General features: G+C 71.1%; 21 protein-coding genes. 9 read left to right on the top strand and 12 right to left on the bottom strand.

Features of this window, described 5'->3' with window-relative positions:
• Nucleotides 1-123 precede the first annotated feature (123 nt).
• From JMF97_RS15560 to JMF97_RS15545, 4 genes are all read left to right on the top strand, one after another.
• On the top strand, nt 124-1,836 hold the full coding sequence (locus tag JMF97_RS15560) for a nitrite/sulfite reductase (protein WP_203222435.1): 1,713 nt from the start codon (nt 124-126) through the stop codon (nt 1,834-1,836).
• 13 nt (nt 1,837-1,849) lie between these two features.
• Nucleotides 1,850-2,011 (top strand): hypothetical protein, encoded by a 162-nt coding sequence (locus tag JMF97_RS15555; RefSeq protein ID WP_199180354.1) that lies wholly within the window; start codon nt 1,850-1,852, stop codon nt 2,009-2,011.
• On the top strand, nt 2,008-2,769 hold the full coding sequence (locus tag JMF97_RS15550; protein ID WP_203222232.1) for a phosphoadenylyl-sulfate reductase: 762 nt from the start codon (nt 2,008-2,010) through the stop codon (nt 2,767-2,769). The genes JMF97_RS15555 and JMF97_RS15550 overlap by 4 nt, the downstream gene beginning before the upstream one ends.
• 161 nt (nt 2,770-2,930) lie before the next feature.
• Nucleotides 2,931-3,692, top strand: a complete 762-nt coding sequence (locus JMF97_RS15545; RefSeq protein ID WP_203222231.1) for a sirohydrochlorin chelatase — start codon at nt 2,931-2,933, stop codon at nt 3,690-3,692.
• Nucleotides 3,693-3,814: 122 nt separating this feature from the next.
• Here JMF97_RS15545 and JMF97_RS15540 read toward each other — a convergent pair whose 3' ends face one another.
• The gene (locus JMF97_RS15540) at nt 3,815-4,072 is read right to left on the bottom strand and encodes a WhiB family transcriptional regulator (RefSeq protein ID WP_007072794.1); all 258 of its coding nucleotides are present in this window, start codon (nt 4,070-4,072) and stop codon (nt 3,815-3,817) included.
• 443 nt (nt 4,073-4,515) lie between these two features.
• Complete coding sequence (locus JMF97_RS15535; RefSeq protein ID WP_013735724.1) at nt 4,516-5,460, bottom strand: diacylglycerol/lipid kinase family protein; 945 nt, start codon at nt 5,458-5,460, stop codon at nt 4,516-4,518.
• A gap of 43 nt (nt 5,461-5,503) precedes the next feature.
• Between JMF97_RS15535 and JMF97_RS15530 the strand changes: the two genes are divergently transcribed.
• Entirely contained in the window at nt 5,504-5,893 is a 390-nt protein-coding gene (locus JMF97_RS15530) for a hypothetical protein (protein WP_043725689.1), read from the top strand.
• Between the two features lie 8 nt (nt 5,894-5,901).
• Here the strand turns inward: JMF97_RS15530 and JMF97_RS15525 are convergent, their stop codons facing one another.
• Nucleotides 5,902-6,309, bottom strand: coding sequence for an ATP-binding protein (locus tag JMF97_RS15525; protein WP_013735722.1), 408 nt, complete (start codon nt 6,307-6,309; stop codon nt 5,902-5,904).
• Between the two features lie 256 nt (nt 6,310-6,565).
• Nucleotides 6,566-6,970: a superoxide dismutase, Ni gene (gene sodN, locus JMF97_RS15520; RefSeq protein ID WP_203222230.1), complete on the bottom strand. Its 405-nt coding sequence runs from the start codon at nt 6,968-6,970 to the stop codon at nt 6,566-6,568.
• 75 nt (nt 6,971-7,045) lie between these two features.
• Between sodN and JMF97_RS15515 the strand changes: the two genes are divergently transcribed.
• From JMF97_RS15515 to JMF97_RS15505, 3 genes are all read left to right on the top strand, one after another.
• A complete protein-coding gene (locus JMF97_RS15515; protein WP_307816927.1) occupies nt 7,046-7,387 on the top strand; it encodes a S24/S26 family peptidase in 342 nt (113 codons plus the stop codon).
• Nucleotides 7,388-7,525: 138 nt separating this feature from the next.
• Nucleotides 7,526-8,704, top strand: coding sequence for an NAD(P)-dependent malic enzyme (locus tag JMF97_RS15510; protein WP_102660705.1), 1,179 nt, complete (start codon nt 7,526-7,528; stop codon nt 8,702-8,704).
• 76 nt (nt 8,705-8,780) lie between these two features.
• Nucleotides 8,781-9,743: a zinc-binding dehydrogenase gene (locus tag JMF97_RS15505; protein ID WP_203222228.1), complete on the top strand. Its 963-nt coding sequence runs from the start codon at nt 8,781-8,783 to the stop codon at nt 9,741-9,743.
• 252 nt (nt 9,744-9,995) lie between these two features.
• Here the strand turns inward: JMF97_RS15505 and JMF97_RS15500 are convergent, their stop codons facing one another.
• Entirely contained in the window at nt 9,996-10,994 is a 999-nt protein-coding gene (locus JMF97_RS15500; protein WP_203222227.1) for an alpha/beta hydrolase family protein, read from the bottom strand.
• 487 nt (nt 10,995-11,481) lie between these two features.
• Nucleotides 11,482-12,378, bottom strand: coding sequence for an alpha/beta hydrolase family protein (locus tag JMF97_RS15495; RefSeq protein WP_203222434.1), 897 nt, complete (start codon nt 12,376-12,378; stop codon nt 11,482-11,484).
• Between the two features lie 124 nt (nt 12,379-12,502).
• Here JMF97_RS15495 and JMF97_RS15490 point away from each other — a divergent pair, with 124 nt between their 5' ends.
• The gene (locus tag JMF97_RS15490) at nt 12,503-12,673 is read left to right on the top strand and encodes a hypothetical protein (RefSeq protein WP_203222226.1); all 171 of its coding nucleotides are present in this window, start codon (nt 12,503-12,505) and stop codon (nt 12,671-12,673) included.
• A gap of 63 nt (nt 12,674-12,736) precedes the next feature.
• Here JMF97_RS15490 and JMF97_RS15485 read toward each other — a convergent pair whose 3' ends face one another.
• From JMF97_RS15485 to JMF97_RS15460, 6 genes are all read right to left on the bottom strand, one after another.
• The gene (locus tag JMF97_RS15485; RefSeq protein WP_203222225.1) at nt 12,737-13,852 is read right to left on the bottom strand and encodes an acetate/propionate family kinase; all 1,116 of its coding nucleotides are present in this window, start codon (nt 13,850-13,852) and stop codon (nt 12,737-12,739) included.
• Nucleotides 13,849-15,939 carry a phosphate acetyltransferase gene (pta, locus tag JMF97_RS15480; RefSeq protein ID WP_203222224.1) on the bottom strand — a complete coding sequence of 697 codons (2,091 nt, stop codon included), beginning with the start codon at nt 15,937-15,939 and terminating at the stop codon, nt 13,849-13,851. The genes JMF97_RS15485 and pta overlap by 4 nt, the downstream gene beginning before the upstream one ends.
• A gap of 68 nt (nt 15,940-16,007) precedes the next feature.
• A complete protein-coding gene (locus tag JMF97_RS15475; RefSeq protein ID WP_013735712.1) occupies nt 16,008-16,187 on the bottom strand; it encodes a DUF6104 family protein in 180 nt (59 codons plus the stop codon).
• Between the two features lie 92 nt (nt 16,188-16,279).
• Nucleotides 16,280-20,050 (bottom strand): multifunctional oxoglutarate decarboxylase/oxoglutarate dehydrogenase thiamine pyrophosphate-binding subunit/dihydrolipoyllysine-residue succinyltransferase subunit, encoded by a 3,771-nt coding sequence (locus tag JMF97_RS15470; protein ID WP_203222223.1) that lies wholly within the window; start codon nt 20,048-20,050, stop codon nt 16,280-16,282.
• Between the two features lie 281 nt (nt 20,051-20,331).
• On the bottom strand, nt 20,332-21,147 hold the full coding sequence (locus tag JMF97_RS15465) for an ABC transporter permease (protein ID WP_203222222.1): 816 nt from the start codon (nt 21,145-21,147) through the stop codon (nt 20,332-20,334).
• Nucleotides 21,144-22,079, bottom strand: coding sequence for an ABC transporter ATP-binding protein (locus JMF97_RS15460; RefSeq protein ID WP_203222221.1), 936 nt, complete (start codon nt 22,077-22,079; stop codon nt 21,144-21,146). Before JMF97_RS15460 ends, JMF97_RS15465 begins: the two co-directional genes overlap by 4 nt.
• Nucleotides 22,080-22,123 lie beyond the last annotated feature (44 nt).

Below are 22,123 nucleotides of genomic sequence, written 5' to 3'. Positions count from 1 at the left end.
CATTCTGCCTCGGGTACGCAGCGCGCCGGCCGCCCAAGACACCGTTGTCCACGGCCCCACCGGGAGCCGGTCGCTATGTCCGCGTACCCATGCGAGGCACCGCAGACAACGGAGGACGCCGCGATGGCGGTCAGCGACATTCCGGCCCGCACGGGGAACCTACCGGCGCGCCCGCCCAGGGCACCACGCCGTGCCCGCGGTGAGGGTCAGTGGGCACTCGGACACCGCGAGCCGCTCAACCCCAACGAGCGGATCAAGAAGGACGACGACCCGCTGAACGTGCGGGACCGCATCGAGAACATCTACGCCCATCGTGGCTTCGCCTCCATCGACCCGCAGGATCTGCGTGGCCGCTTCCGCTGGTGGGGTCTCTACACTCAGCGTAAGGCAGGAATCGACGGTGGTCGTACCGCCGTGTTGGAACCGCACGAGCTCGAAGACGAATACTTCATGCTCAGAGTGCGCGTCGACGGTGGTCAACTCGATCTGGCGCAGCTGCGGACGATCGCCGAAATCTCCCGGGAGTTCGCCCGGGACACCGCCGACATCACCGACCGGCAGAACATCCAGTACCACTGGATCCGGGTCGAGGACATGCCGGAGATCTGGCGGCGACTGGAATCGGTCGGCCTGCAGACCACCGAGGCGTGCGGTGACTGCCCCCGCATCGTGCTGGGCAGTCCGGTCGCCGGGGTGGCCGAGACGGAACTGGTCGACCCGACCCCCGCGATCGACGAGATCGTCGCGCGGTACGTGGGCGACAAGCAGTACTCCAACCTGCCGCGCAAGTTCAAGTCGTCCATCTCCTGGCTGGTGGACACCCCGTACGAGGCCAACGACATCGCCTTCCTCGGTGTCGACCACCCCGAGCACGGCCCCGGCTTCGACGTGTGGGTCGGCGGTGGGCTGTCCACCAACCCGATGCTGGCCCAACGGCTCGGCGTGTGGGTGCCGCTGAGCGAGGTGCCGGACGTCTGGGCCGGCGTGGTCGGCATCTTCCGCGACTACGGCTACCGCCGGCTGCGTCACCGGGCCCGGCTGAAGTTCCTCGTCGCCGACTGGGGCGTGACGAAGTTCCGCGAGGTGCTGGAGAAGGAGTACCTGGGCCGGACGCTGCTCGACGGGCCCGCCCCCCAGCTGCCGGACAAGCCGGTCGACCACATCGGCGTGCACCGGCAGCGGGACGGCCGCAACTACGTCGGCGCCGCCCCGGTGGTCGGTCGGGTCTCCGGCACCCAGCTCGCCCAGCTGGCCGACGTGGTGCAGGCGCACGGCAGCGACCGGGTGCGGCTGACGCCGTACCAGAAGCTGCTGGTGCTCGACGTGCCGCCGGAGCGTACGGAGTCACTGGTCGCGGGCCTGCGCGAGATCGGCCTGGAGGCCCGCCCCTCGGCCTGGCGGCGCGGCACCATGGCCTGCACCGGCATCGAGTACTGCAAGCTGGCCATCGTCGAGACCAAGGCGCGCGGCGAGGAGCTGGTGGCCCGGCTGGAGCAGCAGCTGCGCGACTTCGACGCGGACATCTCCATCCACATCAACGGCTGCCCGAACGCCTGCGCCCGTACCCAGGTCGCCGACATCGGCCTCAAGGGGCAGCTGGTCACCGGGCCGGACGGCCGCCAGGTCGAGGGCTTCCAGGTGCACCTGGGCGGCGGGCTGGGCATGGCCGAGGGACAGACCGCCGGCTTCGGCCGCAAGCTGCGCGGATTGAAGACGACCGCCGACGAGCTTCCCGAGTACGTCGAGCGGCTGGCCCGGCGCTATCTGGCGGGCCGCACCGAGGGCGAGACCTTCGCCAACTGGGTGATCAGGGTCGACGAGGAGCAACTGCGATGAGCGAGGTGACGCGATGAGCAGCGAGACCCGTGCCGCACCGTTGTACTGCCCGTACTGCGGTGAGGAGGACCTGCGACCGAGCGAGACCGGGCACGGCGCCTGGGAGTGCCACGCCTGCGCCCGGGTCTTCACCGTCCGGTTCACCGGCCTGCTCTCCCGGGCGGTGCAGCGATGAGCGCCCTGGTCTCCGCCGCCGGCCTGGGGCTGGTCGGCACCGCACCCACTGCGACCAGCGGTGGGCAACGTGGCCCCGAGCAACTGCGGGAGTTGGCCGAGCGCGCCGGCCGCGAGTTGGAGGGCGCGCCCGCGCTGGAGATCGCCCGATGGGCCGCGGAGACCTTCGGTGACCGGTTCTGCGTGACCAGTTCGATGGCCGACGCGGTGCTGGCCCACCTGGTGTCCCGGGTGGCGCCGGGGGTGGACGTGGTCTTCCTCGACACCGGTCTGCACTTCCCGGAGACCCTCGCCGTCCGGGACGCGGTCGCCCGCACGCTGCCGGTCAACGTCCGCTCCATCCGACCCCGGCTCACCGTCGGCCAGCAGGACGGCCAGTACGGGCCACGACTGTTCAACAAGTCGCCGGACGAGTGCTGCCAGCTGCGCAAGGTGGAACCGCTGGAGCGGGCGCTGGCCGGATACGACGCCTGGGCCGCCGGGCTGCGGCGGGACGAGTCGCCGACCCGGGCCAACACGCCGGTGGTGACCTTCGACGCCCGTCGGGGCAAGGTCAAGGTCAACCCGATCGCGGCTTGGAGCCAGGCGGACGTCGACGCGTACATCGCCCGGTGGAACGTGCCGGTCAACGAGCTGTTCCGGCGCGGCTACGGCTCCATCGGCTGCTGGCCGTGCACCCGGCGGACGAAGGCCGGCGAGGACCCGCGGGCCGGCCGCTGGGCGATGTTCGAGAAGACCGAGTGCGGACTGCACCTCTGACCGACCAGGCAGAGGCACCCGCCGATCCGGCCCGGTCCGGCGACCGGGCCGGTGGCGTAGCTGCGTCCGACGACCGGACCGATGGACTTGGCCGCTCCGCTGACCCGGCCGGGCTTGCAGGCCCGGCCGGGCTTGCAGGCCCGGTCGGGGTTGGTGGGCCGGTGGGGGACCCGGTGGTTCTGGTCGCCCACGGCAGTCGTGATCCTCGGGCGGCCGACGCGATCCGGGGTCTGGCCCGGGCGGTCTCGGTTGCCCGGCCCGGCGCGCCGGTGCTGGCCAGCTGGCTGGACCACACCGAGCCCGATCCGACCACGGTCTTGCGGGAGCTGGCTGTCGCCGGGCATTCCCGGGCGATCCTGGTGCCGCTGCTGCTCACCGCCGCCTACCACCGGCGGGTGGACATCCCCACGGCGGTGGAGGCCGCTCAGCGGTCCGGGCTGACGATCCGGGTAGACATCACCGATGTGCTCGGCCCGGTGGGCGACGAGGTGGACCCGGCACTGCTGGCCGCGTTACGACACCGGCTGGCCGAGGCGGATCCGGGCCGGTTCGACGCGTTGGTGCTGGCTGCGGCCGGCACCCGGGATCCGGCCGCACGCGCGTCTGTGGGGCGGGTGGCCCAGGCTCTCGGCGCGGCCCTCGACACGCCGACCCGCGTCTCGTACGCCTCTGCCGCACCCCCGGCCGTCAACGTGGCGGTGCAACGGCTACGGGCCGCCGGCGCGCAACGCGTCGCCGTGGCCGCGTACTTCCTGGCCCCCGGGCTGTTCCACGACGCCGTGACGACCGCCGCCCGAGCCGCCGGTGCCATCGCGGTGTCCGCCCCCCTGACCACCGCCCCAGACCTGGTAACCCTCATCCTCCACCGCCTCTCCCACCCACCCCAGGCTCTTGTCGATCATGAGGTTGACGGCGGCCGTTGATCTCTGAACTGCCGTCAACCTCATGATCAACGTGGGCCTGGGGTGGGTGGGAGAGTAGGGGGGGGGGCAGCAGGACGCCCCGGCGGGCTCGGGGCCGGCCGGGGCGTCCTGGGTGTAGTTGGTCAGGCGGAGTGAGCGCGCAGCACCCGGAGGCCACCGCGCCGCTTGACAGCGCGCCGCTCCTCCTCGCTCATCCCGCCCCAGACGCCAGCGTCCTGACCGGACTCCAGCGCCCACTGAAGGCACTGGTCGGTCACGGAGCAGCGCCGGCAGACGGCCTTGGCCTGCTCGACCTGCAGGAGAGCCGGACCGGACGTCCCGATCGGGAAGAACAGCTCCGGGTCCTCGTCGCGGCAGACAGCATGGTGACGCCAGTCCATGGCGGCAACACTCCTCATTCTGGATGGGTGGCAGATGTTGCTGTTGGTGCTTTTCTTATATGCATCCGCAATGTCGACAGTGACGGTTTGCAACCGTCAATTCGGCAATGCGTGAGCAGGCTGCTAGCCCCGGGACCTGCTGGAACGACTCAACCTGTTGAGCGTGTCCAGACATGTCCCGGTAACTCAAGTTCGCTTGTGAATACTTTCACGAACTTACGCAATGTCAAGGGTGGTGCTCGGAAAAACTCCGCGCGGTGAGCAAGCCCACAACCCATTTGTCCGGGTTATGGATCACTCCAGGCGCCCGGGTTTACCACAGTCGAGAATCAATATAGTACAGTCCGCCGGACAATGCTGACATTTCCGGCATCGTTCGGGGTGTCGCGGTCGTCACGCGCTGGGGGCGCCGCGGCCAACTTCTACCCGGTGGTACCGGAGACCTAACAGATTACTCTGAGTGCGGCCGGAACGGAGGTGAATCTGACTTTTTCCCGCTCGCCAAGATAGTCCCCGTCGAGCTGGAACGCCTGCGGACGGCTCGCGACCAGCGTGAACTCCGCTACGTCATGACGCCGTACAAGTTGGCGACCGTGCGGATTGGGCGTGGCGGAGAGGAATTGCCTCACGGTGCGTGTTGTGCTGGCAACGCCAAGCTGACGAAAGGCCAGCACGTCCAGCCCGAGATCGAACGACGCCTCCGGGTTCGGGTTGGCCTCCCGATCCCCGACGAACGTCCAGGGGGCGGTGTTCTGCACGATGATGCTCGCCAGGTCACCCTCTGTCGCCTCGCCCGGCTGCTCCAGCCGGATCGCCGGGTGTCGCCGTTCGGCACCGAGCAGGAACTGTGCGGTGAAGGCGCGGAAGTAGAGCCCCGGCGAGGGGACGCGGCCACGGCGACGGGCCTCCTCCACACGGTGGATGACCGCCGCGTCGAGCCCGAGCCCCGCGCAGAACGTGAAGTAGCGGTCGTCGGCGCGGCCGAGGCCGATCGTGCGGCGTCGACCCAGCCGCAGCCCTTCCATGATCATGCTGGCGCCCTCGGCCCACTCCTTGGGCAGGCCCAGCGCCCGGGCGAAGACGTTCGTCGAGCCGCCCGGCACCGTCGCCAGGGCGGGCAACCGCTCGGCGGTGGGTGGCTGCCCGGCGACGCTGGTCGCCGTCATCAGCCCGTTGACCACCTCGTTGACCGTCCCGTCGCCACCGAGTGTGACCACGACGTCAACGCCCTCCACCGCGGCCTCTCTGGCCAGATTGGTGGCGTGGCCACGCCGGCGGGTGTACCGCACGGAGAGGTCGACTTCGCTGCGCAGCGCCCGGACCAGTACGTCCCGCGCGCGCTCGCTGGTGGTGGTGGCCTTCGGATTGACCAGCAGGACGGCCCGCATGGGCCGCACTGTACCGCGCGACGGCACGGGTATCGTGACCCGCGTGACCATCGACTCCAACCCGACCCCCGTCACGCTCCGTTGGGCGGTCCGGCTGCTACGCGTCGAGGCGGTCGCCGTCGGGCTGGTTGCCGCCTGGCTGATCGTGGCCGACCTCACGGCCAGTACCACCGACCTGACGTCGGCGTTGTTGGTCACGGCCTTCGCCATCGGTGCCGCGGTCGCGCTCTGGGCGTTGGGAAGCGCGCTGGTGCGCCACCGGGCCGGTGCCCGCGCTCCCGCCATCGTGCTTCAGCTCATGCTGCTGCCGATCGGCTGGTTCATGATCCAAGGCGGGCTGGGCTGGCTCGGGGTGCCGCTGATCGCGCTCGGGCTCGGCGTCACCTGGCTGCTGGTGAGCCCGCCCACGACCCGTGCCCTCGGATTCGAGTGAACCGGCCGTCACCAGCCTGACGCGCGGCGGGTGAGCAGAGAGATGGTGGCGCGGCCGTCGGTCGCGGTCGCCGACGCCGACGTGGTGAGCGCGGTGAGCACCTTCCACGCGAACGAGGACTCGGCCGGAAGCCGGGCGTCCCGCACGGTGGGCACGGTCACCTCGACGGTCAGCGCGTCCTCGGTGACCGCGAAGCGGCAGTCGAGTTCGGCACCCCGGGGCGCGATGGCCAGCAGCATGGCGCACGCCTCGTCGACGGCGATGCGCAGATCCTCGATCTCGTCGAGCGCGAACTGCAGGCGGGCCGCGAGGCCGGCGGTGGCGGTACGGAGCACGCCGAGGTACCCACCGTCGGCGGGCACGGTGAGGTGCACGATGTCGTCGTCGGTCGTCGGTTGGCCGGTCAGTTGAGTCACCACTCATCCCCCCGGTCGGGGACTCTACCCGCTGAGTTGGTCATCCGGTCGACTCGCATCGCTGTCGCCGACCGGCGGGCCCCGGAAATCAGCGGTCGCGGACTGACCGCGACGGCTGCACGCGCCGTCAACGGTGGCGTACGCCCGGTGCCGTAACGACGGAATCCGGGCGATGTGGCGGGGTGCGCGCGGCGCCGGGACGACGACGGCCGGCCCGCCCTCCCGGAAGGGGTGGACCGGCCGTCGAGGCGGGCACTCAGGCCTGCTTGGTCTCCCAGAAGATCTTGGAGATCTCGTCGATCTTCTGGAGCAGTTCGTCGGCCTTGGCCGGGTCGGTGCCACCCTTGGCGCCGGCGGCCCCGGCCAGCTTGGTGGCCTCGTTGAACAGCTGGTGCAGGTGGGGGTACTTCTCGAAGTGCGGCGGCTTGAAGTAGTCGGTCCACAGCACCCAGAGGTGGTGCTTGACCAGGTCAGCCCGCTGCTCCTTGATCAGGATGGCGCGGGTCCGGAACTCCGGGTCGGTGTTGGCCTGGTACTTCTCGCAGATCATTTTCACCGACTCGGCCTCGATCCGAGCCTGGGCGGGGTCATAGACACCGCAGGGCAGGTCGCAGTGCGCGCTGGCGGTCAAGCGAGGCGCGAGGATGCGGGCAAGTCGCATCAGGATCCTCCATAGGACGTTTGCGATGATCCAAGACGACATTACTCCTGGACGGGGTCCCCGAGAGCGGTGGAGGTGAAACCGGTGTCCGTGCTGCGGCTGCGATGGCCACTGTCGCCCGTACTCGTGACCGGTCCCTCCATGTCGCCGACGCTGCGGCACGGCGACGCGGTGCTGGTCCGCCGCGGTGGTCGGGAGATCCGGCCCGGCGACGTGGTGATCGCCGTCTTCCGTAGCCGCCCTGACCTGCTGGTGGTCAAGCGCGCGGTCCGTCCGACCGACGGCGGGTGGTGGCTGTACGGCGACAACGACCTGGTCACCGACGACTCCCGGGCGTACGGGGTCGCCGACGTGCTCGGCCGGGTGGTGGCCCGGTACTGGCCCCGCCCCGGGCGGGTACCGCCTCGACCGTTATGACCCTGCCCACATACTGGGCCGCTCGACCCCACTATGCTCGGAAGCGCCCGGGTGACCCCCCGCACCACGCGCCGCCGCTCGTCGCCTCACCGTGCGCCCCGACCGGCTGGCCTCTGCTCGACAGAACCTGGAGTCACCATGCCTACGTCCACCGTGGACCCTGCTGATCCCGTCTTCCAACTGCACCGGGGCGGCAAGATGGCCGTCGTCTCGACCGTCCCGCTGACCAGCCGTGACGACCTCTCCCTCGCGTACACCCCGGGCGTGGCCCGGGTCTGCGAGGCCATCGCCGCGGAACCGGCGCTCGCCCACGACTACACCTGGGCGTCGAACACCGTCGCCGTCGTCACCGACGGCACGGCCGTACTCGGCCTCGGCGACATCGGCCCGCGCGCCGCGCTGCCGGTGATGGAGGGCAAGGCCGTGCTGTTCAAGCAGTTCGGCGGGGTCGACGCGGTACCGGTCTGCCTGGACACGCAGGACGTCGACGAGATCGTGGCGGTGGTCAAGGCGCTCGCGCCCTCGTTCGGTGGGATCAACCTGGAGGACATCAGCGCACCCCGCTGCTTCGAGGTGGAACGCCGACTCGACGAGGCGCTCGACATCCCGGTCTTCCACGACGACCAGCACGGTACGGCGATCGTCGTGCTGGCCGCCCTGCGCAACGCGGCCACCCTGCTCGACCGCAAGCTCGGCGACCTGCGGGTGGCGGTCAGCGGGGCCGGCGCGGCCGGGGTGGCGGTGACCAAGATGCTGGTGGCCGGGGGAGTGGACCCCGACCAGGTGGTGGTCTGCGACTCCAAGGGAATCATTTCCGCGTACCGCACCGGGCTGACCGGCACCAAGGCGGAGCTGGCCGAGCTGACCAACGCCGACGGGCGGCAGGGCGACATCGCCGAGGCGCTGCGCGACGCCGACGTGCTGATCGGCGTCTCCGGCGGGCAGATCCCCGAGCACGCGGTGGCCGCGATGGCACCCGGGGGAATCGTCTTCGCGCTGGCCAACCCCACCCCGGAGGTGCACCCCGAGGTGGCCGCGCGGCACGTCGCGGTGGTCGCCACCGGCCGCAGCGACTTCCCGAACCAGATCAACAACGTGCTGGCCTTCCCGGGTGTGTTCCGGGGCGCGCTGTCGGCACGGGCCACCCGGATCACCGACGCGATGAAGGTCGCCGCGGCCGACGCCATCGCCTCGGTGGTGGCCGAGTCGCTGACCCCGGAGGCGATCGTGCCCTCTCCGCTGGACCCGCGCGTCGCCCCCGCCGTCGCCGAGGCGGTCGCCGAGGCCGCCCGTCGCGACGGGGTGGCCCGCGCCTGAGGTGTAAGGAAGGGGCCCTTGTTAACGCCTCCGATAGAGGAAGGGCCCCTTCTTAACGCCCGCTCAGCTTGTTACCGTGCGGATCATGCGTGCCGCCTTCGCCTCCCGATTCGACGACGCCGACCCGCTCGCCGCGCTCACCGTCGGTGAGCAGCCCGAGCCGAGCCTGCCCGACGACAGCTGGGTGACGCTGCGCGTCACGGCCAGCTCGCTCAACCACCACGACCTGTGGTCGTTGCGCGGCGTCGGGTTGCGCGCCGAACAGCTACCGATGATCCTCGGCTGCGACGCGGTGGGCATCGACCCCGACGGCAACGAGATGGTCGTGTACCCGATCGTGCCGACTCCCGGTGACCCGCGCGGCATCTCCATCCTCTCCGAGCACTTCCCGGGCACCCTCGCCGAGCGGGTGGCCGTACCCCGGTCGAATCTGCTGCCGCTGCCGGCGGGGCTGGCGGCGACCGACGCGGCGTGCCTGCCGACGGCCTGGCTGACCGCGTGGCGGATGCTCACCACCAAGGGCCGCGTCGACGAGGCCGAGGCCGTGCTGGTCCAGGGCGCCGGGGGCGGCGTGGCCACCGCAGCGGTCGCGCTCGCCGCCGCGATGGGCAAACGGGTGTACGCGACCAGCCGCGACGCGGCCAAGCGGGAGCGGATCGCCGAGCTCGGTGCGACGGCTTTTGAACCGGGTGCGCGACTGCCCGAACGGGTCGACGTGGTGGTGGAAACCGTCGGGGCGGCCACCTTCGACCACTCGCTCAAGTCCGCCGCCCCCGGGGCACGGATCGTCGTCTGCGGCGCGACCGCCGGCCACGAGCCGAAGGTCAACCTGCGCCGGGTCTTCGCCATGCAGCTGGAGATCCTGGGCACCTCGATGGGCACCCCCGCCGACCTGGCCGACCTGCTCGCCTTCTGCGCCGAGCGGAACGTGCGACCGGTGGTGGACAGCGTGGTGCCGTTCAGCCGGGTCGCCGACGCCTTCACCCGCCTGCACTCCGGAGAGGTCTTCGGCAAAATCGTCATCGACCACGGAGCCTGACTCAGGCTGGTGCTCCTGGCGTGCTGGCGTCCTGGCGTCTTGGGCGTGCGGGTGCGTCCTGGGCGTGCCGGTGCGTGCTGGCGTCCTGGTGTCGTCCTGGCCTGTCGGTGCGCGCTGGCGTGCCCGTGCGTCCGGTGTGCTGGTGCGCCAGCAGGCTGGCCTGCTGGCGCACCGGTGCGCTGCTGCGCAGCGCACCGACCTCCTCACCCCAGCGCGCGGTGTTCGGTGGTTAGGCGGAGGTCCGCGCTCCGGTCACAGGTGGTTGTCGAGGGTGGCGACGTCGTCGCGGGCGGCGGCGCTGGCGATGCGGTCCTTCGCGTCGGCGTCGCCGTAGAGCGTCCAGCGCAGGAACTCGGTGGTGGTGTCGGCGACGACCCGTAGCGAGGTGCTGTTGCCCAGCAGGGCACGACCGTGGTCGCCGTCGGGCAGGCTCAGCATCGCCTTCGGCCAGGGCACCTTGTCGTACACCGCCTTGCCCGCCGCGTACTCGACCACCTCGTCGGCCTCACCGTGCACGAACAGTTGCGGTGCCGCCGCACCCGCGAAGGCGGTGCCGACCCCCAGCGCGGTGCCGGCGAAGACGATCCCGGCGGCCAGCCGCTCGTCCCGACCGGTGGTGAACAGCCCGATCGTGGTCACCCCGCCCGCCGAATGCCCGGCGGCAGCCACCCGGTCGGTGGCCAACCGGCCGCGCAGCACGTCGCCGTCGCGGGTGTCCAGAGCGAGCACCTGGCTCAGCGCGTACGACACGTCGGCCGGCTGGTTGAGCACGTCGAGCACGTTGGGCTGGCCCGACCCGGAGGTGTGCGGGAACATCGGCGCGGCCACCACGAACCCGGCCGCCGCCCAACGGGTCAGCAGCGCCTGGTAGTCCTTGGGCTGACCGCCCAGCCCATGGCTGAACATGACCACCGGGAACCGCCCGTTGGCCGCCCGAGCCGACTCCGTCGGCTTCCCACCCGCCCGGCCCGCCGCCGGGTACCAGACGGTGATCGGAAGCGGCCGGTCGCCGTCCCGGTTGCGCTTGAGCTGTCGTACGCCGACCGCGAAGCTGTCAGCCGGCGCGTTACCAGCCGGAATCGCCGGAGCGGACGCGCTGGCCGAGGGCGCTGCCGCGGCCGTCGGCGTGTCCGTGGCACTCGTGGCTGTCGTTCCTGCCCGCGGGGCCGACTCGGTATCAGCGGAGCACCCCACCACCCCAGCCGCAACCAGTGCACCCACAAGCAGAACCGAAACCCCACGACGCGCCATGCCCCCGATTCTGCCCTCCCCATGCCCTCCCACCCCCACCCCCTCTCACCCGCCCCGCCTCGCGCACCCCGCACACCGCCGCCGCGCCGCCCTGCCCGTCGTGCGCCCTGCCTCGTGTCGGCGATCTTGCACTTTTGGTCGCTGATACGCGCTTTTCGCGCGTTATGCGGGGACACAAAGTGCAAGATCGCCGCGCCTCGGCGGTGGGCGGGCGCTGTGCTGCACCCCTCGCCTCGTGCACCCGTCGCCCCCGTGCTGCGCTCGCCCCCGTGCTGCGCTCGCCCCCGTGCTGCGCCTTCCCCCGTGCTGCCGTGCGTCGATCTTGCACTTTCGGTCGTCAATATGCCCTCTTTTGGGCTTATGCGGCGACGTAAAGTGCAAGATCGACGGGCCGGGCCGGGCCGGGCGCGGTCGGGCCGGGCGGGGCGGGGCGGGCGGGGCGGGCGAGGCGGGGCGGGGCGGGGCGGGGCGGGAGGGTGGGGTGGGGTTAGGAGGGGTGGCGGGTTTCTAGGGTGGTGATGTTGGGGGGATGGGCGTGGGTGGGGAGGCGGCGGGCGGCCTGTTGGTCGCCGTAGAGGGTCCAGCGGAGGAAGTCGGTGGTGGCGCCGAGGACCTGGGTGAAGCCGGGGCGGCCGGGGGTGAGGTACTCGCCGTGTCCCTGGCCGAGCAGGCTGAGGAAGGTGGACGGTCCGGTCGTACGGCGGTAGGCGGCGCGGCCGACGCTGAGGGGTACCACCGGGTCGGCGGTGCCGTGTACGAAGAGCATCGGCGCGGGTGGCTCCGCGAAACCGCCCGCCATTCCGCCGCCGGCGATCACGATGCCGGCGCGCAGTCGGGCGGGGCGGCCGCTGGTGAACATGCCCGAGGTGGTGAAGCCACCCGCCGAATGGCCGGCTGCGGCGATCCGCTGCACGTCGAGGTGGCCGGCGAGCGGGTCGGTGGCCCGGCGGTCGAGCCGGACCAGGTGCCGGATCACCCGCCAACCGTCGGCGGGCTGGTGGCGTACGTCGGCGCGGGAGAACGTGGCGGCACCACGCCGGGTGTGCGGGTACGCCGGTGCGGCCACCACGAAACCGGCGGCGGCCCATCGGGCGGTCAGGCCGGCGTGCAGTTCGGGCAGGCTGGCCAGGCCGTGGCTGTAGAGCACCACCGGGAACCGTCCGTCGGCGATCCGGGCGCCCTGGGTCGGGTACCAGAGGGTCACCGGCAGCGGTCGGGCCGAGCCGGGGTCGACGACGAACGTCCGGACGCCGACCGCGTACGGCACCTGTGGGGCAGCGCCGCTCGGTGCCGGCTGGCCGGGCGGGTCACCGGGCGGGGCGCAACCTGTCAGCCACGCCAGCAGCAACGCTACTGCCGACGCGGCGAACCGCCGTCTGATCATGCCCACGACATCACGGTAGAGCCAGCGATCACCCGTCCGGGTCCGGTTGCCCGGTGGCGTACGCGAGCCGTTCGGCCGACCGGCCAGGGCCGTCCGACCGGTCCGGCTTCGCTAAGGTTCCGGCATGGCTGAGAACTACACCGACCCCAGCGGCAACACCCAGGCATTTCGCGCCTTCGCCGCCAACACCGCCGACACACCGGCCGAGTCGTCCTCCCGCACCGGCCTGATCGTCGGGGTGGCCGTGCTCGTGGTGCTGCTGATCGCCGTCGCCGGCTGGATCGCCCTCAGCTGACCCTCAGGCCGCCGCGCCCCGTTGACCCCTCAGGCCGTCGCGCCCCGCTGATCCTCGGGCCGGTCAGGTGGCGTTGACGACTGCGCGGGCCGCTCGGGCGATTTCCCGCTCCTCGTCGGTGCCGATCACGCAGACGGCGACCTCCGCGCCGTCCGGCGAGATGAGGCGGTCACCGCTGCCGGTGTTGCGGTCCGCGTCGACGGTGATGCCCAGTCGGGTGAGGCCGGCCAGTGCGGCGGCCCGTACCGGGGCGGCGTGTTCACCGACGCCGGCGGTGAAGGTGACCGCGTCCACCCGTCCGAGCAGCGCGTAGTACGCCCCGACGTATTCGGTGATCCGGCGGCAGTAGACGTCGAAGGCGAGCGTTGCCGCCTCGTCTCCGTCCGCCCGCCGGGCCAGCACCTCGCGCATGTCGTTGACGCCGGTCAGCCCGAGCAGGCCGCTGCGGTGGTTGAGCAGGTCGTCGATCTCGTCGACCCCCAGGCCACCCTCCCGGCGCAGGTGGAACACGATTGTCGGATCCAGGTCGCCGCTGCGGGTGCCCATCACCAGGCCCTCCAGCGGGGACATGCCCATCGAGGTGGCGACGCTGCGTCCACCGGCGATCGCGCACGCGCTGGCCCCGTTGCCCAGGTGCAGGCTGATCGTGTTGACCTCGGCGTACGGGCGGTCCAGCAGTTCGGCGGTGCGCCGGGAGACGTACGAGTGCGAGGTGCCGTGGAAGCCGTAGCGGCGTACGCCGTACCGCTGCGCGACCTCGCGGTCGATCGCGTAGGTGGCGGCGGACTCGGGCAGCGTGTGGTGGAACGCCGTGTCGAAGACGGCGACCTGCGGCACCTGCGGCAGGGCCGCGCGGGCCATCTCGATGCCGGCGAGGTTCGCCGGGTTGTGCAGCGGGGCCAGCGGCACCAGGTCGGCGATGGCGGCCAGCACCGCGTCGTCGACAAGTGCCGGAGCGGTGAAGCGCCGGCCGCCGTGCACCACCCGGTGCCCGACGACGGTGAGCCCGCTCAGGTCCAGCCCGGCCAGGATCTGCCGGACCGCGGCGGCGTGGTCGGGCGGCCCACCGTCGCGCTCGCCGACCCGTTCGACGGTGCCCTTGGTGAGCACCCGGTCGTCGTCGTACAGCCGGTATTTGACCGACGACGACCCGCAGTTGAGCACCAGCACCTTGCTCACGACGCCGCCCCGTTGTCGGCCAGCGTGGCGGCCTGGATGGCGGTGATCGCCACGGTGTTGACGATGTCCGGCACGGTAGCCCCTCGGGAGAGATCGTTGACCGGCCGGCGCAGACCCTGCATCACCGGCCCGACGGCCACCGCCCCGGCCGAGCGCTGCACCGCCTTGTACGTGTTGTTGCCGGTGTTGAGGTCCGGGAAGATGAACACGGTGGCCCGGCCGGCGACCGTGCTCTCGGGCAGCTTCGTCGCCGCCACGGCCGGGTCGATCGCGGCGTCGTACTGGATCGGTCCCTCCACGGCCAGGTCGGGCCGGCGCTCGCGGACCAGCGCGGTGGCCTCCGCGACCTTCTCCACGTCGGCACCCGCGCCGGAACTGCCGGTCGAGTACGACAGCATCGCCACCCGGGGTTCGATGCCGAACCGGGCCGCCGTGTCGGCCGACGAGATCGCGATGTCGGCGAGCTGGGCGGCGTCCGGGTCGCGGTTGACCGCGCAGTCGCCGTAGACCAGCACCCGGTCGGCCAGCAGCATGAAGAAGACGCTGGAGGCGACGGAGACCTCCGGCATGGTCTTCACGATCTCGAACGCGGGCCGGATGGTCGCCGCCGTGGTGTGCGTGGCACCGGAGACCATGCCGTCGGCGTAGCCGGCCCACACCATCATGGTGCCGAAGTAGTTCGGCTGGGCCACGATGTCGTACGCCAGCTCCACGGTGACGCCCCGATGGGCGCGCAGCTTCGCGTACGCCTCGGCGAACTCGTCACGCCACTGGCTGTCGGCCGGATCCACCACCCGGGCCGTGCCGATGTCCACGCCCACCTCGCGGGCCCGACGGGCGACCTCCTCGGGGCGGCCGAGCAGGGTCAGGTCGGCCACCCCGCGCCGCAGCAGGATCTCCGTGGCGCGCAGGATCCGCTCGTCGGTCCCCTCGGGCAGGACCACGTGCCGGCGGCGACTGCGCGCCCGGTCGATCAGGTCGTACTCGAACATCAGCGGGGTGACCCGGGTGGAGCGGCTGACCCGCAACCGGCTGGCCAGCTCGGTGGTGTCCACGTGCGCCTCGAAGGCACCGAGCGCGGCCTCCACCTTGCGCGGGTTGGCGGCGCTGGGCCGGCCCTCGATGCGGCTCGACGCGGCCACCGTGTGGAAGCTGTCGGTGGGCACCGACAGCACCGCGAGGCGGGCGTTGAGCGCCTCCACCAGCTGCATCGCCCGGGGATCGGGGGCCACGCCGAGGGTGAGCACCAGCCCGGCCAGCGACACCTGACCCGCCACGTGCGCCGCGCTGGCGGCGACCAGAAGATCGTCGCGGTCGCCCGGCATGATCAGCAGGGCGCCCTCGGTCAGGTGTTCCAGCACGGTCGGCACGTGCGCCGCGCCGACCACGTAGTCGAGCACGTCGCGGGCGAGCGCGGTGTCGTCGCCGGCCAGTCGGGTGGCGCCGAGCGCCGCCGCCACCTCGGCCACCGTCGGCGCGGAGACGCTGGGCACCTCGGGAATCGCGTACGCGGGCACCGGCAGCCGGGGTAGTCGCATGCTGCCCGGCACCCGGTTGGCGAGCACGGCGAGCACTGTCGCGCCGAGGTCGACCACGTCGTGGTACGCCCCCCGGCTGGCCGCGGTGATCGCCGCCGGCTGCTGCCCGAACCCGTCGACCACGGGCACCACGACACTGCCGAACTCGGTGGCCAGCCGGGCGTTGAACGCCAGCTCGCGGGGCCCGGCACCGTCACCGGCGTCGGCGAAGTCGCTGCCCACCACGACCATGGCCGGGAACCGGCGTTCCACGTCCCGGTAACGCTCGACGATCCGGGTGATCAGTTCTTCCCGGCGGCCGTCGGCGACGAGCGCGGTCGCCTCGGCGTACGTGGTGCCGGAGAGGTCGGCCACCGGCAGCCCGACCCGGTACCGCTCGCTGAGCAGGGCGAGGATCGGGTCCGGCCGGTCCGACGCGACCAGGGGACGGAACACGCCGATCTGGCCGACCTGGCGGGACAACAGTTCGGCCAGGCCCAGGGCGATGGTCGACTTCCCCCCGCCCGAGCCGACACTGGTCAGGTACACGCTTCGGGCCACGGAACTCACGCTACAAGATCCAGGTGGCTCCCGCCCGGGTCCTCGTACCCGGGCGGTCGGGCCCTCCGACGCCTGTGTCAGTCGTCGTCTTCGTCGTCGAGTCGAGCCAGCCAGGTGGCGAAGCGCTCGATCGGCGTCTCGAACTCCGGATTCAGGTCGACGAAGTCCCGCAGCCGCTCGCCGAGCCACTCCAGGCTGACCTGCTCCTCGCCGCGCCGTTCGACGAGTTCCTCGATGCCCCGGTCGGTGAAGTACATCCGCCTACTCGCTTCCCTCACCGGTGTCGTACCGGTGCAAGCCGGCCGGTCCCGCCCCACCTTCAGGTGGGACGGGACCGGGATGGTTCTCGTCAGGGTCGGGGAAGTGCCGCTTCGAGGAGCGCGACCTGCTCGACCTCGTGCATCTTCGCCGAGCCGACAGCCGGGGCGGCGGCGGCCGGGCGGGAGATGCGGCGCAGCCGTACGCCGTCGAGGTGCTCCAGCAGGTTGAGCGCCACGAACGACCAGGCACCCTGGTTGGCCGGCTCCTCCTGCACCCAGGCGAAGTCCTCGGCGTTCGGGTACTGGGCCAGAGCCGCCCGGATCTCCTCCACCGGCATCGGGTAGAGCTGCTCCAGACGGATGATCGCGGTGTCGGTGACGCCGCGCTCCTGCCGGGCCTGGAACAGGTCGTAGTAGACCTTGCCCGAGCAGAGCAGCACCCGCTTGACCTGCTCCGGCGCCGGGGCAGCCGGGTCGGCCAGCACCGGGGCGAAGGTGCCGGTGGTGAAGTCGTTCACCGAGGAGACGCAGAGCTTGTGCCGCAGCAGGGACTTCGGGGTGAACACCACCAGCGGCTTGCGCTTGGGCGACAACGCCTGGCGGCGCAGCAGGTGGAAGTAGTTCGCCGGGGTGGTCGGGATGGCCACCCGCATGTTGTCCTCGGCGCAGAGCTGGAGGAACCGCTCCGGGCGGCCGGAGGTGTGGTCCGGGCCCTGCCCCTCGTGGCCGTGCGGCAGCAGCAGGGTGACCGCGGAGCGCTGACCCCACTTCACCTCACCGGAGGAGATGAACTCGTCGATCACCGACTGGGCGCCGTTGACGAAGTCGCCGAACTGCGCCTCCCAGCAGACCAGGGCGTTGACGTTCTCCACCGAGTAGCCGTACTCGAAGCCCATCGCGGCGTACTCGGACAGCAGCGAGTCGTGCACGAAGAACCGGGACCGCTCGCCGTCACCGGTGAGCGACTGCAACGGCAGGTAGTCGTCGCCGGTCTCGGCGTCGACGATGGAGGCGTGCCGCTGCACGAAGGTGCCGCGACGCGAGTCCTGCCCGGCCAGCCGGACGGTGACCCCGTCGTGCAGCAGGGAACCGAAGGCGATGATCTCGCCGAAGCCCCAGTCGATGTTGCCCTCGACGGCCATCTTGGCCCGCCGGTCGAGCAGCTGCTGGATCCGCTTGTGCGGGGTGAAGCCTTCGGGCAGGTTGACGTGCGCCTCACCGATGGCCTTTATCACCGACGCGTCGGTGGCCGTGTCGACCTGCGGCTCCGGCTCGTCCTCGCGGGGCGGCCGGCTGAGCTGGCGCGGCGTGGTGGCCGCGTCGCGGGTGGCCTTGAAGACCCGCTCCAGCTGGGACTGGTAGTCGCGCAGCAGCTCCTCCGCGTCTTCCACGGTGATGTCGCCGCGGCCGATCAGCTCCTCGGTGTAGAGCTTGCGGACCGAGCGCTTCGAATCAATGATCTTGTACATCTGGGGGTTGGACATCGAGGGGTCGTCGCCCTCGTTGTGCCCGCGCCGCCGGTAGCAGACCATGTCGATCACGACGTCCTTGTTGAACGTCTGCCGGTACTCGAAGGCCAGCCGGGCGACCCGGACCACGGCCTCGGGGTCGTCGCCGTTGACGTGGAAGATCGGCGCCTGGATCATCCGGGCCACGTCGGTGCTGTAGAGGCTGGAGCGGCTGTACTCCGGCGCGGTGGTGAAGCCCACCTGGTTGTTGACCACCACGTGGACGGTTCCGCCGGTGCGGTAGCCGCGCAGCTGGGAGAGGTTGAGCGTCTCGGCCACCACACCCTGACCGGCGAAGGCGGCGTCACCGTGCACCGCCAGCGGCAGCACGGTGTAGCCCTCCAGCTTGAGGTCGATGCGGTCCTGCTTGGCCCGGACTATGCCCTCCAGCACCGGGTCGACCGCCTCCAGGTGCGACGGGTTCGCCACCACGGAGACCTTGACCGAGTGGTCGCCGTCGGGGGTGGTGAACTTGCCGCTCTGGCCGAGGTGGTACTTCACGTCGCCGGAGCCCTGCGTGGAACGCGGGTCCAGGTGCCCCTCGAACTCCGAGAAGATCTTCTCGTACGGCTTGCCGACGATGTTGGCCAGCACGTTGAGCCGGCCCCGGTGGGCCATGCCGATGACGACCTCGTCCAGGCCACCCTCGGCGGCGGACTCCAGGACCTCGCCGAGCAGCGGGATCAGCGACTCGCCGCCCTCCAGCGAGAAGCGCTTCTGGCCGACGTACTTGGTCTGCAGGAAGGTCTCGAAGGCCTCGGCCGCGTTGAGCCGGTTGAGCACGTGCTTCTGCTCGTCGGCCGGCGGCTTCTCGTACTTGCGCTCGACCCGCTCCTGGATCCAGCGACGCTCGGCCGGGTCCTGGATGTGCATGTACTCGATGCCGACCCGCCGGCAGTACGAGTCCCGCAGCACGCCCAGGATCGAGCGCAGCTTCATCCGCTGCTTGCCGGCGAAGCCGTTGACCGGGAAGGTGCGGTCCAGGTCCCACAGGGTCAGCCCGTGCTGGAGCACGTCCAGATCCGGGTGCTTGCGGATCTTGAACTCCAGTGGGTCGGTGTCGGCCATCAGGTGACCGCGGACCCGGTAGGAGTGGATCAGCTCGTGCACCCGAGCGGTCTTGTTGATCTGGCCTTCGCTGTCGACCGCGACGTCGCGCATCCAGCGCACCGGCTCGTACGGGATGCGCAGCGAGGTGAAGATCTGGTCGTAGAAGCCGTGCTCGCCGAGGAGCAGCTCGTGCATGACCTTGAGGAACTCGCCGGACTGCGCGCCCTGGATGATCCGGTGGTCGTACGTGCTGGTCAGCGTGATGACCTTGCTGACCGCCAGCTCGGCCAGGGTGGCCTCGCTCATGCCCTGGTACGGCGCCGGGTACTCCATCGCGCCGACCCCGATGATCGCGCTCTGGCCCTGCATCAGGCGCGGCATCGAGTGCACGGTGCCGATGCCACCCGGGTTGGTCAGCGAGATGGTGGTGCCGGAGTAGTCGTCCATGGTCAGCTCGTTGCGGCGGGCGCGCCGGACCACGTCCTCGTACGCCTGCCAGAACTGCCGGAAGTCCATCTGCTCGCAGCCCTTGATGGAGGGGACCACCAGGTTGCGGCTGCCGTCCGGCTTGGCCAGGTCGATGGCGATGCCCAGGTTGACGTGCTCCGGGCTGACCATCGTCGGCTTGCCGTCGACCTGGGCGTAGGAGTTGTTCATCTCCGGGTGCGCGACAAGCGCGCGGACCAGCGCGTACCCGACCAGGTGGGTGAAGCTGACCTTGCCACCGCGGCCCCGGGCCAGGTGGTTGTTGATCACGATCCGGTTGTCCACCAGCAGCTTCGCCGGGACGGCGCGCACGCTGGTCGCGGTCGGCACGGCCAGCGAGGCGTCCATGTTCTGGACGATCTTGGCGGCCACGCCGCGCAACGGGGTGGTCTGCGGGCCGGTGGCGGTCGGTGCGGTCTTCGCCGGGGCGGCCTTGGCCGGTGCCTTCGCCGGCTCGGTCCGGGGCTGGGCCTTGGCCGGCGCAGTCTTCGCCGGCGCGGTACGCGACTCGGTCTTGGCGGGCTCGGTCTTGACGGCCGGCTCGGCCTTGGCGGGCTCGGTCCTGGTGGCGGTCGCGGCCTTGGCCGGAGCCGACTCCTTGCGGGCAGGCTCGGCGGCGCTCGTCGACCGGCCGGCGCCCTCACCGTCGCCCTTGGCCGCCCCCGGCCCGGGCCGGTAGTCGGCGAAGAAGTCGTGCCAGGCCGGGTCGACGCTGCTGGGGTCGGCGAGGTAGCGCTGATACATCTCCTCGACGACCCACTCGTTCGGGCCGAAACCCGCCAGTGGGTTCTCCTGCGAAGTCTGCTGGGTCGACACGGCCGGTAATCGCCTCTTTCACGCGGGTTTGTGTGTCACGCGGTCGTCCGCCAGCGCCGGGACGGGCGCAGAGGACGGATCCCAGGCTACGCCGTGCCGATCGCCAAGGCATTTCCGCCTCCGCCGCGTGGCCCGATTCACAGAAGATGCTAGAAGTTCAGTTGGCACCGCGTGTCCAGTTGCTGGCGGTAACGGCCTGATGGGCCCGGTTGTCCGGCCGTTCGCCGGTGCACCGGGCCCATCGTGGGACCGCTGAGACGGGTGGGTCGCACCCGGGAGCGTCAGGAGATGTCGCGCCGCCGGGTGAGCAGCAGGCCGACGATGCCGCTGGCCAGCGCGTAACCGACCAGCACGAGCGCGCCCACCCACCAGGGCGGGAACATCTCGCTCTCGCCCGGGGTGATCATGATCTGGGACGCGGCAGCCGGCCAGATCACCTGCCACTTGAGCACGGCCATGCTGTCCAGCCAGCTCGACAGCAGCAGGAAGAGCACACCGATGACCTGGGTGCCGATCAGGTAGAGCACCGAGGCGGTGATCACCGCGCCCAGCTGGTTGGTGATCAGGGTGCCGATGCCGACGCCGAGCACGGTCCAGATGGCGTACGCCATCAGGTTGAGCAGCAGCGCCCGTTGGACCTCCCACTCCCCGAGCAGGGTGCCGTGGTCGTTGAGGGCCAGGAATGCGGCCCCGGCACCGAGGTCGATCACCGTGGTGACCAGCCAGAACGCGAAACCGAGCAGGCTCGCCGCGATCAGCTTGCTGACGATCACCGCGGTGCGTCGCGGGGTGGCCAGGAAGGTCGTGGTCGCGGTCTGGTGGAAGAACTCGTTGGTGACCATCAGGATGCCGATCAGCATCACGAACAACAGGCCCAGGTACTGGCCGGAGGTGTAGAGGTTGGCCGCCTGGGCCGGAGCGGACGCGGCGTCGCCGGTGACCCCCAGCTCCTCGCCGCCGCCGTCGACCGTCGTGTTGAACAGCCAGGCATTGAGCGGGAAGGCCATGGCGATCGACAGGAGCGCCCCGATGGCCAGCCACCACCAGGTGCTGGTCGTGCGGATCTTGAGCAGTTCGGAGCGGACCAGGTTGCTCATCGAATGCCCGCCTTTCCAGCCGTCAGCTCCAGGAACACGCGTTCCAGGTCGGGTCGTTCGGTGGTCAGCTCGTGCAGCTCGACACCGGCGGTCAACGCCACCCGGCCCACCGTCGGGGCGTCCACCCCGCCGATCAGCAGCACGCCGTGCTCGTCGGTCTGCACCGTGGCCGGCCCGTCGGCCAGCGCCGTGGTCAGCGCCTCCGCCTGCGGGGTACGCACCCGGACCCGGACGCTCTGCGCCATCGAACCGATCACCTGCTCGACCGGACCCTGCCGGACCAGCTGACCCGCCGCGATGATCACCACGTCGTCGGCGAGCAACTGCATCTCCGACAGCAGGTGGCTGGAGACCAGCACGGTACGGCCCTCGGCGGCCAGCGCCTTGAGGAACCCGCGCATCCACCGGATGCCCTCCGGGTCCAGACCGTTGGCCGGCTCGTCGAGGATCAGCACCCGCGGGTCACCGAGCATCGCCGCGGCGATGCCGAGACGCTGCTTCATGCCGAGTGAGTAGCCCTTGAACTTGCGCTTCGCCGCCGGGGTCAGGCCGACCAGCGCGAGCGCCTCGTCGGCCCGCTGCCGGGGCAGCCCGGCCGCGGCGCAGATCACCCGCAGGTGGTTGATCCCGGTACGGCCCTTGTGCGCGCTGGACGCCTCCAGCACCGCACCGACGTGCCGCAGCGGCTCGGTCAACTCCGGGTACCGGCGTCCGCCGATGGTCGCGGTACCGGCGGTCGGGGTGACCAGGTTCAGCAGCATGCGCAGCGTAGTGGTCTTACCCGCGCCGTTCGGCCCGAGGAAACCGGTGACCCGGCCCGGCGCGACCGTGAACGACAGGTTGTTGACCGCCAGCACGTTGCGGTACTGCTTGGTCAGGCCGGAAACCACGATCTGCGCGTCATTGGTGGGGCGTGACTGCCCGTCGGACATCATTCTCCTCCCGTGGCGCCGAGATGCGCCGTTGCACAGCGTGA

The organism is Micromonospora fiedleri (genome assembly GCF_016774385.1).
Classification (GTDB): domain Bacteria; phylum Actinomycetota; class Actinomycetes; order Mycobacteriales; family Micromonosporaceae; genus Micromonospora; species Micromonospora gifhornensis.
The sequence above is the reverse complement of the archived record's forward strand: the minus strand, read 5'-3'. Positions and strand labels throughout refer to the sequence as shown.

What these genes read in the sequence shown, in the direction of transcription:
- JMF97_RS15560 (WP_203222435.1), top strand. Translation starts at nt 124, where the DNA reads ATGGCGGTCAGCGACATTCCGGCCCGCACGGGGAACCTACCGGCGCGC.
- JMF97_RS15555 (WP_199180354.1), top strand. Translation starts at nt 1,850, where the DNA reads ATGAGCAGCGAGACCCGTGCCGCACCGTTGTACTGCCCGTACTGCGGT.
- JMF97_RS15550 (WP_203222232.1), top strand. Translation starts at nt 2,008, where the DNA reads ATGAGCGCCCTGGTCTCCGCCGCCGGCCTGGGGCTGGTCGGCACCGCA.
- JMF97_RS15540 (WP_007072794.1), bottom strand. Translation starts at nt 4,072, where the DNA reads ATGGACTGGCGTCACCATGCTGTCTGCCGCGACGAGGACCCGGAGCTG.
- JMF97_RS15535 (WP_013735724.1), bottom strand. Translation starts at nt 5,460, where the DNA reads ATGCGGGCCGTCCTGCTGGTCAATCCGAAGGCCACCACCACCAGCGAG.
- sodN (WP_203222230.1), bottom strand. Translation starts at nt 6,970, where the DNA reads ATGCGACTTGCCCGCATCCTCGCGCCTCGCTTGACCGCCAGCGCGCAC.
- JMF97_RS15510 (WP_102660705.1), top strand. Translation starts at nt 7,526, where the DNA reads ATGCCTACGTCCACCGTGGACCCTGCTGATCCCGTCTTCCAACTGCAC.
- JMF97_RS15500 (WP_203222227.1), bottom strand. Translation starts at nt 10,994, where the DNA reads ATGGCGCGTCGTGGGGTTTCGGTTCTGCTTGTGGGTGCACTGGTTGCG.
- JMF97_RS15495 (WP_203222434.1), bottom strand. Translation starts at nt 12,378, where the DNA reads ATGATCAGACGGCGGTTCGCCGCGTCGGCAGTAGCGTTGCTGCTGGCG.
- JMF97_RS15490 (WP_203222226.1), top strand. Translation starts at nt 12,503, where the DNA reads ATGGCTGAGAACTACACCGACCCCAGCGGCAACACCCAGGCATTTCGC.
- JMF97_RS15475 (WP_013735712.1), bottom strand. Translation starts at nt 16,187, where the DNA reads ATGTACTTCACCGACCGGGGCATCGAGGAACTCGTCGAACGGCGCGGC.
- JMF97_RS15465 (WP_203222222.1), bottom strand. Translation starts at nt 21,147, where the DNA reads ATGAGCAACCTGGTCCGCTCCGAACTGCTCAAGATCCGCACGACCAGC.
- JMF97_RS15460 (WP_203222221.1), bottom strand. Translation starts at nt 22,079, where the DNA reads ATGTCCGACGGGCAGTCACGCCCCACCAATGACGCGCAGATCGTGGTT.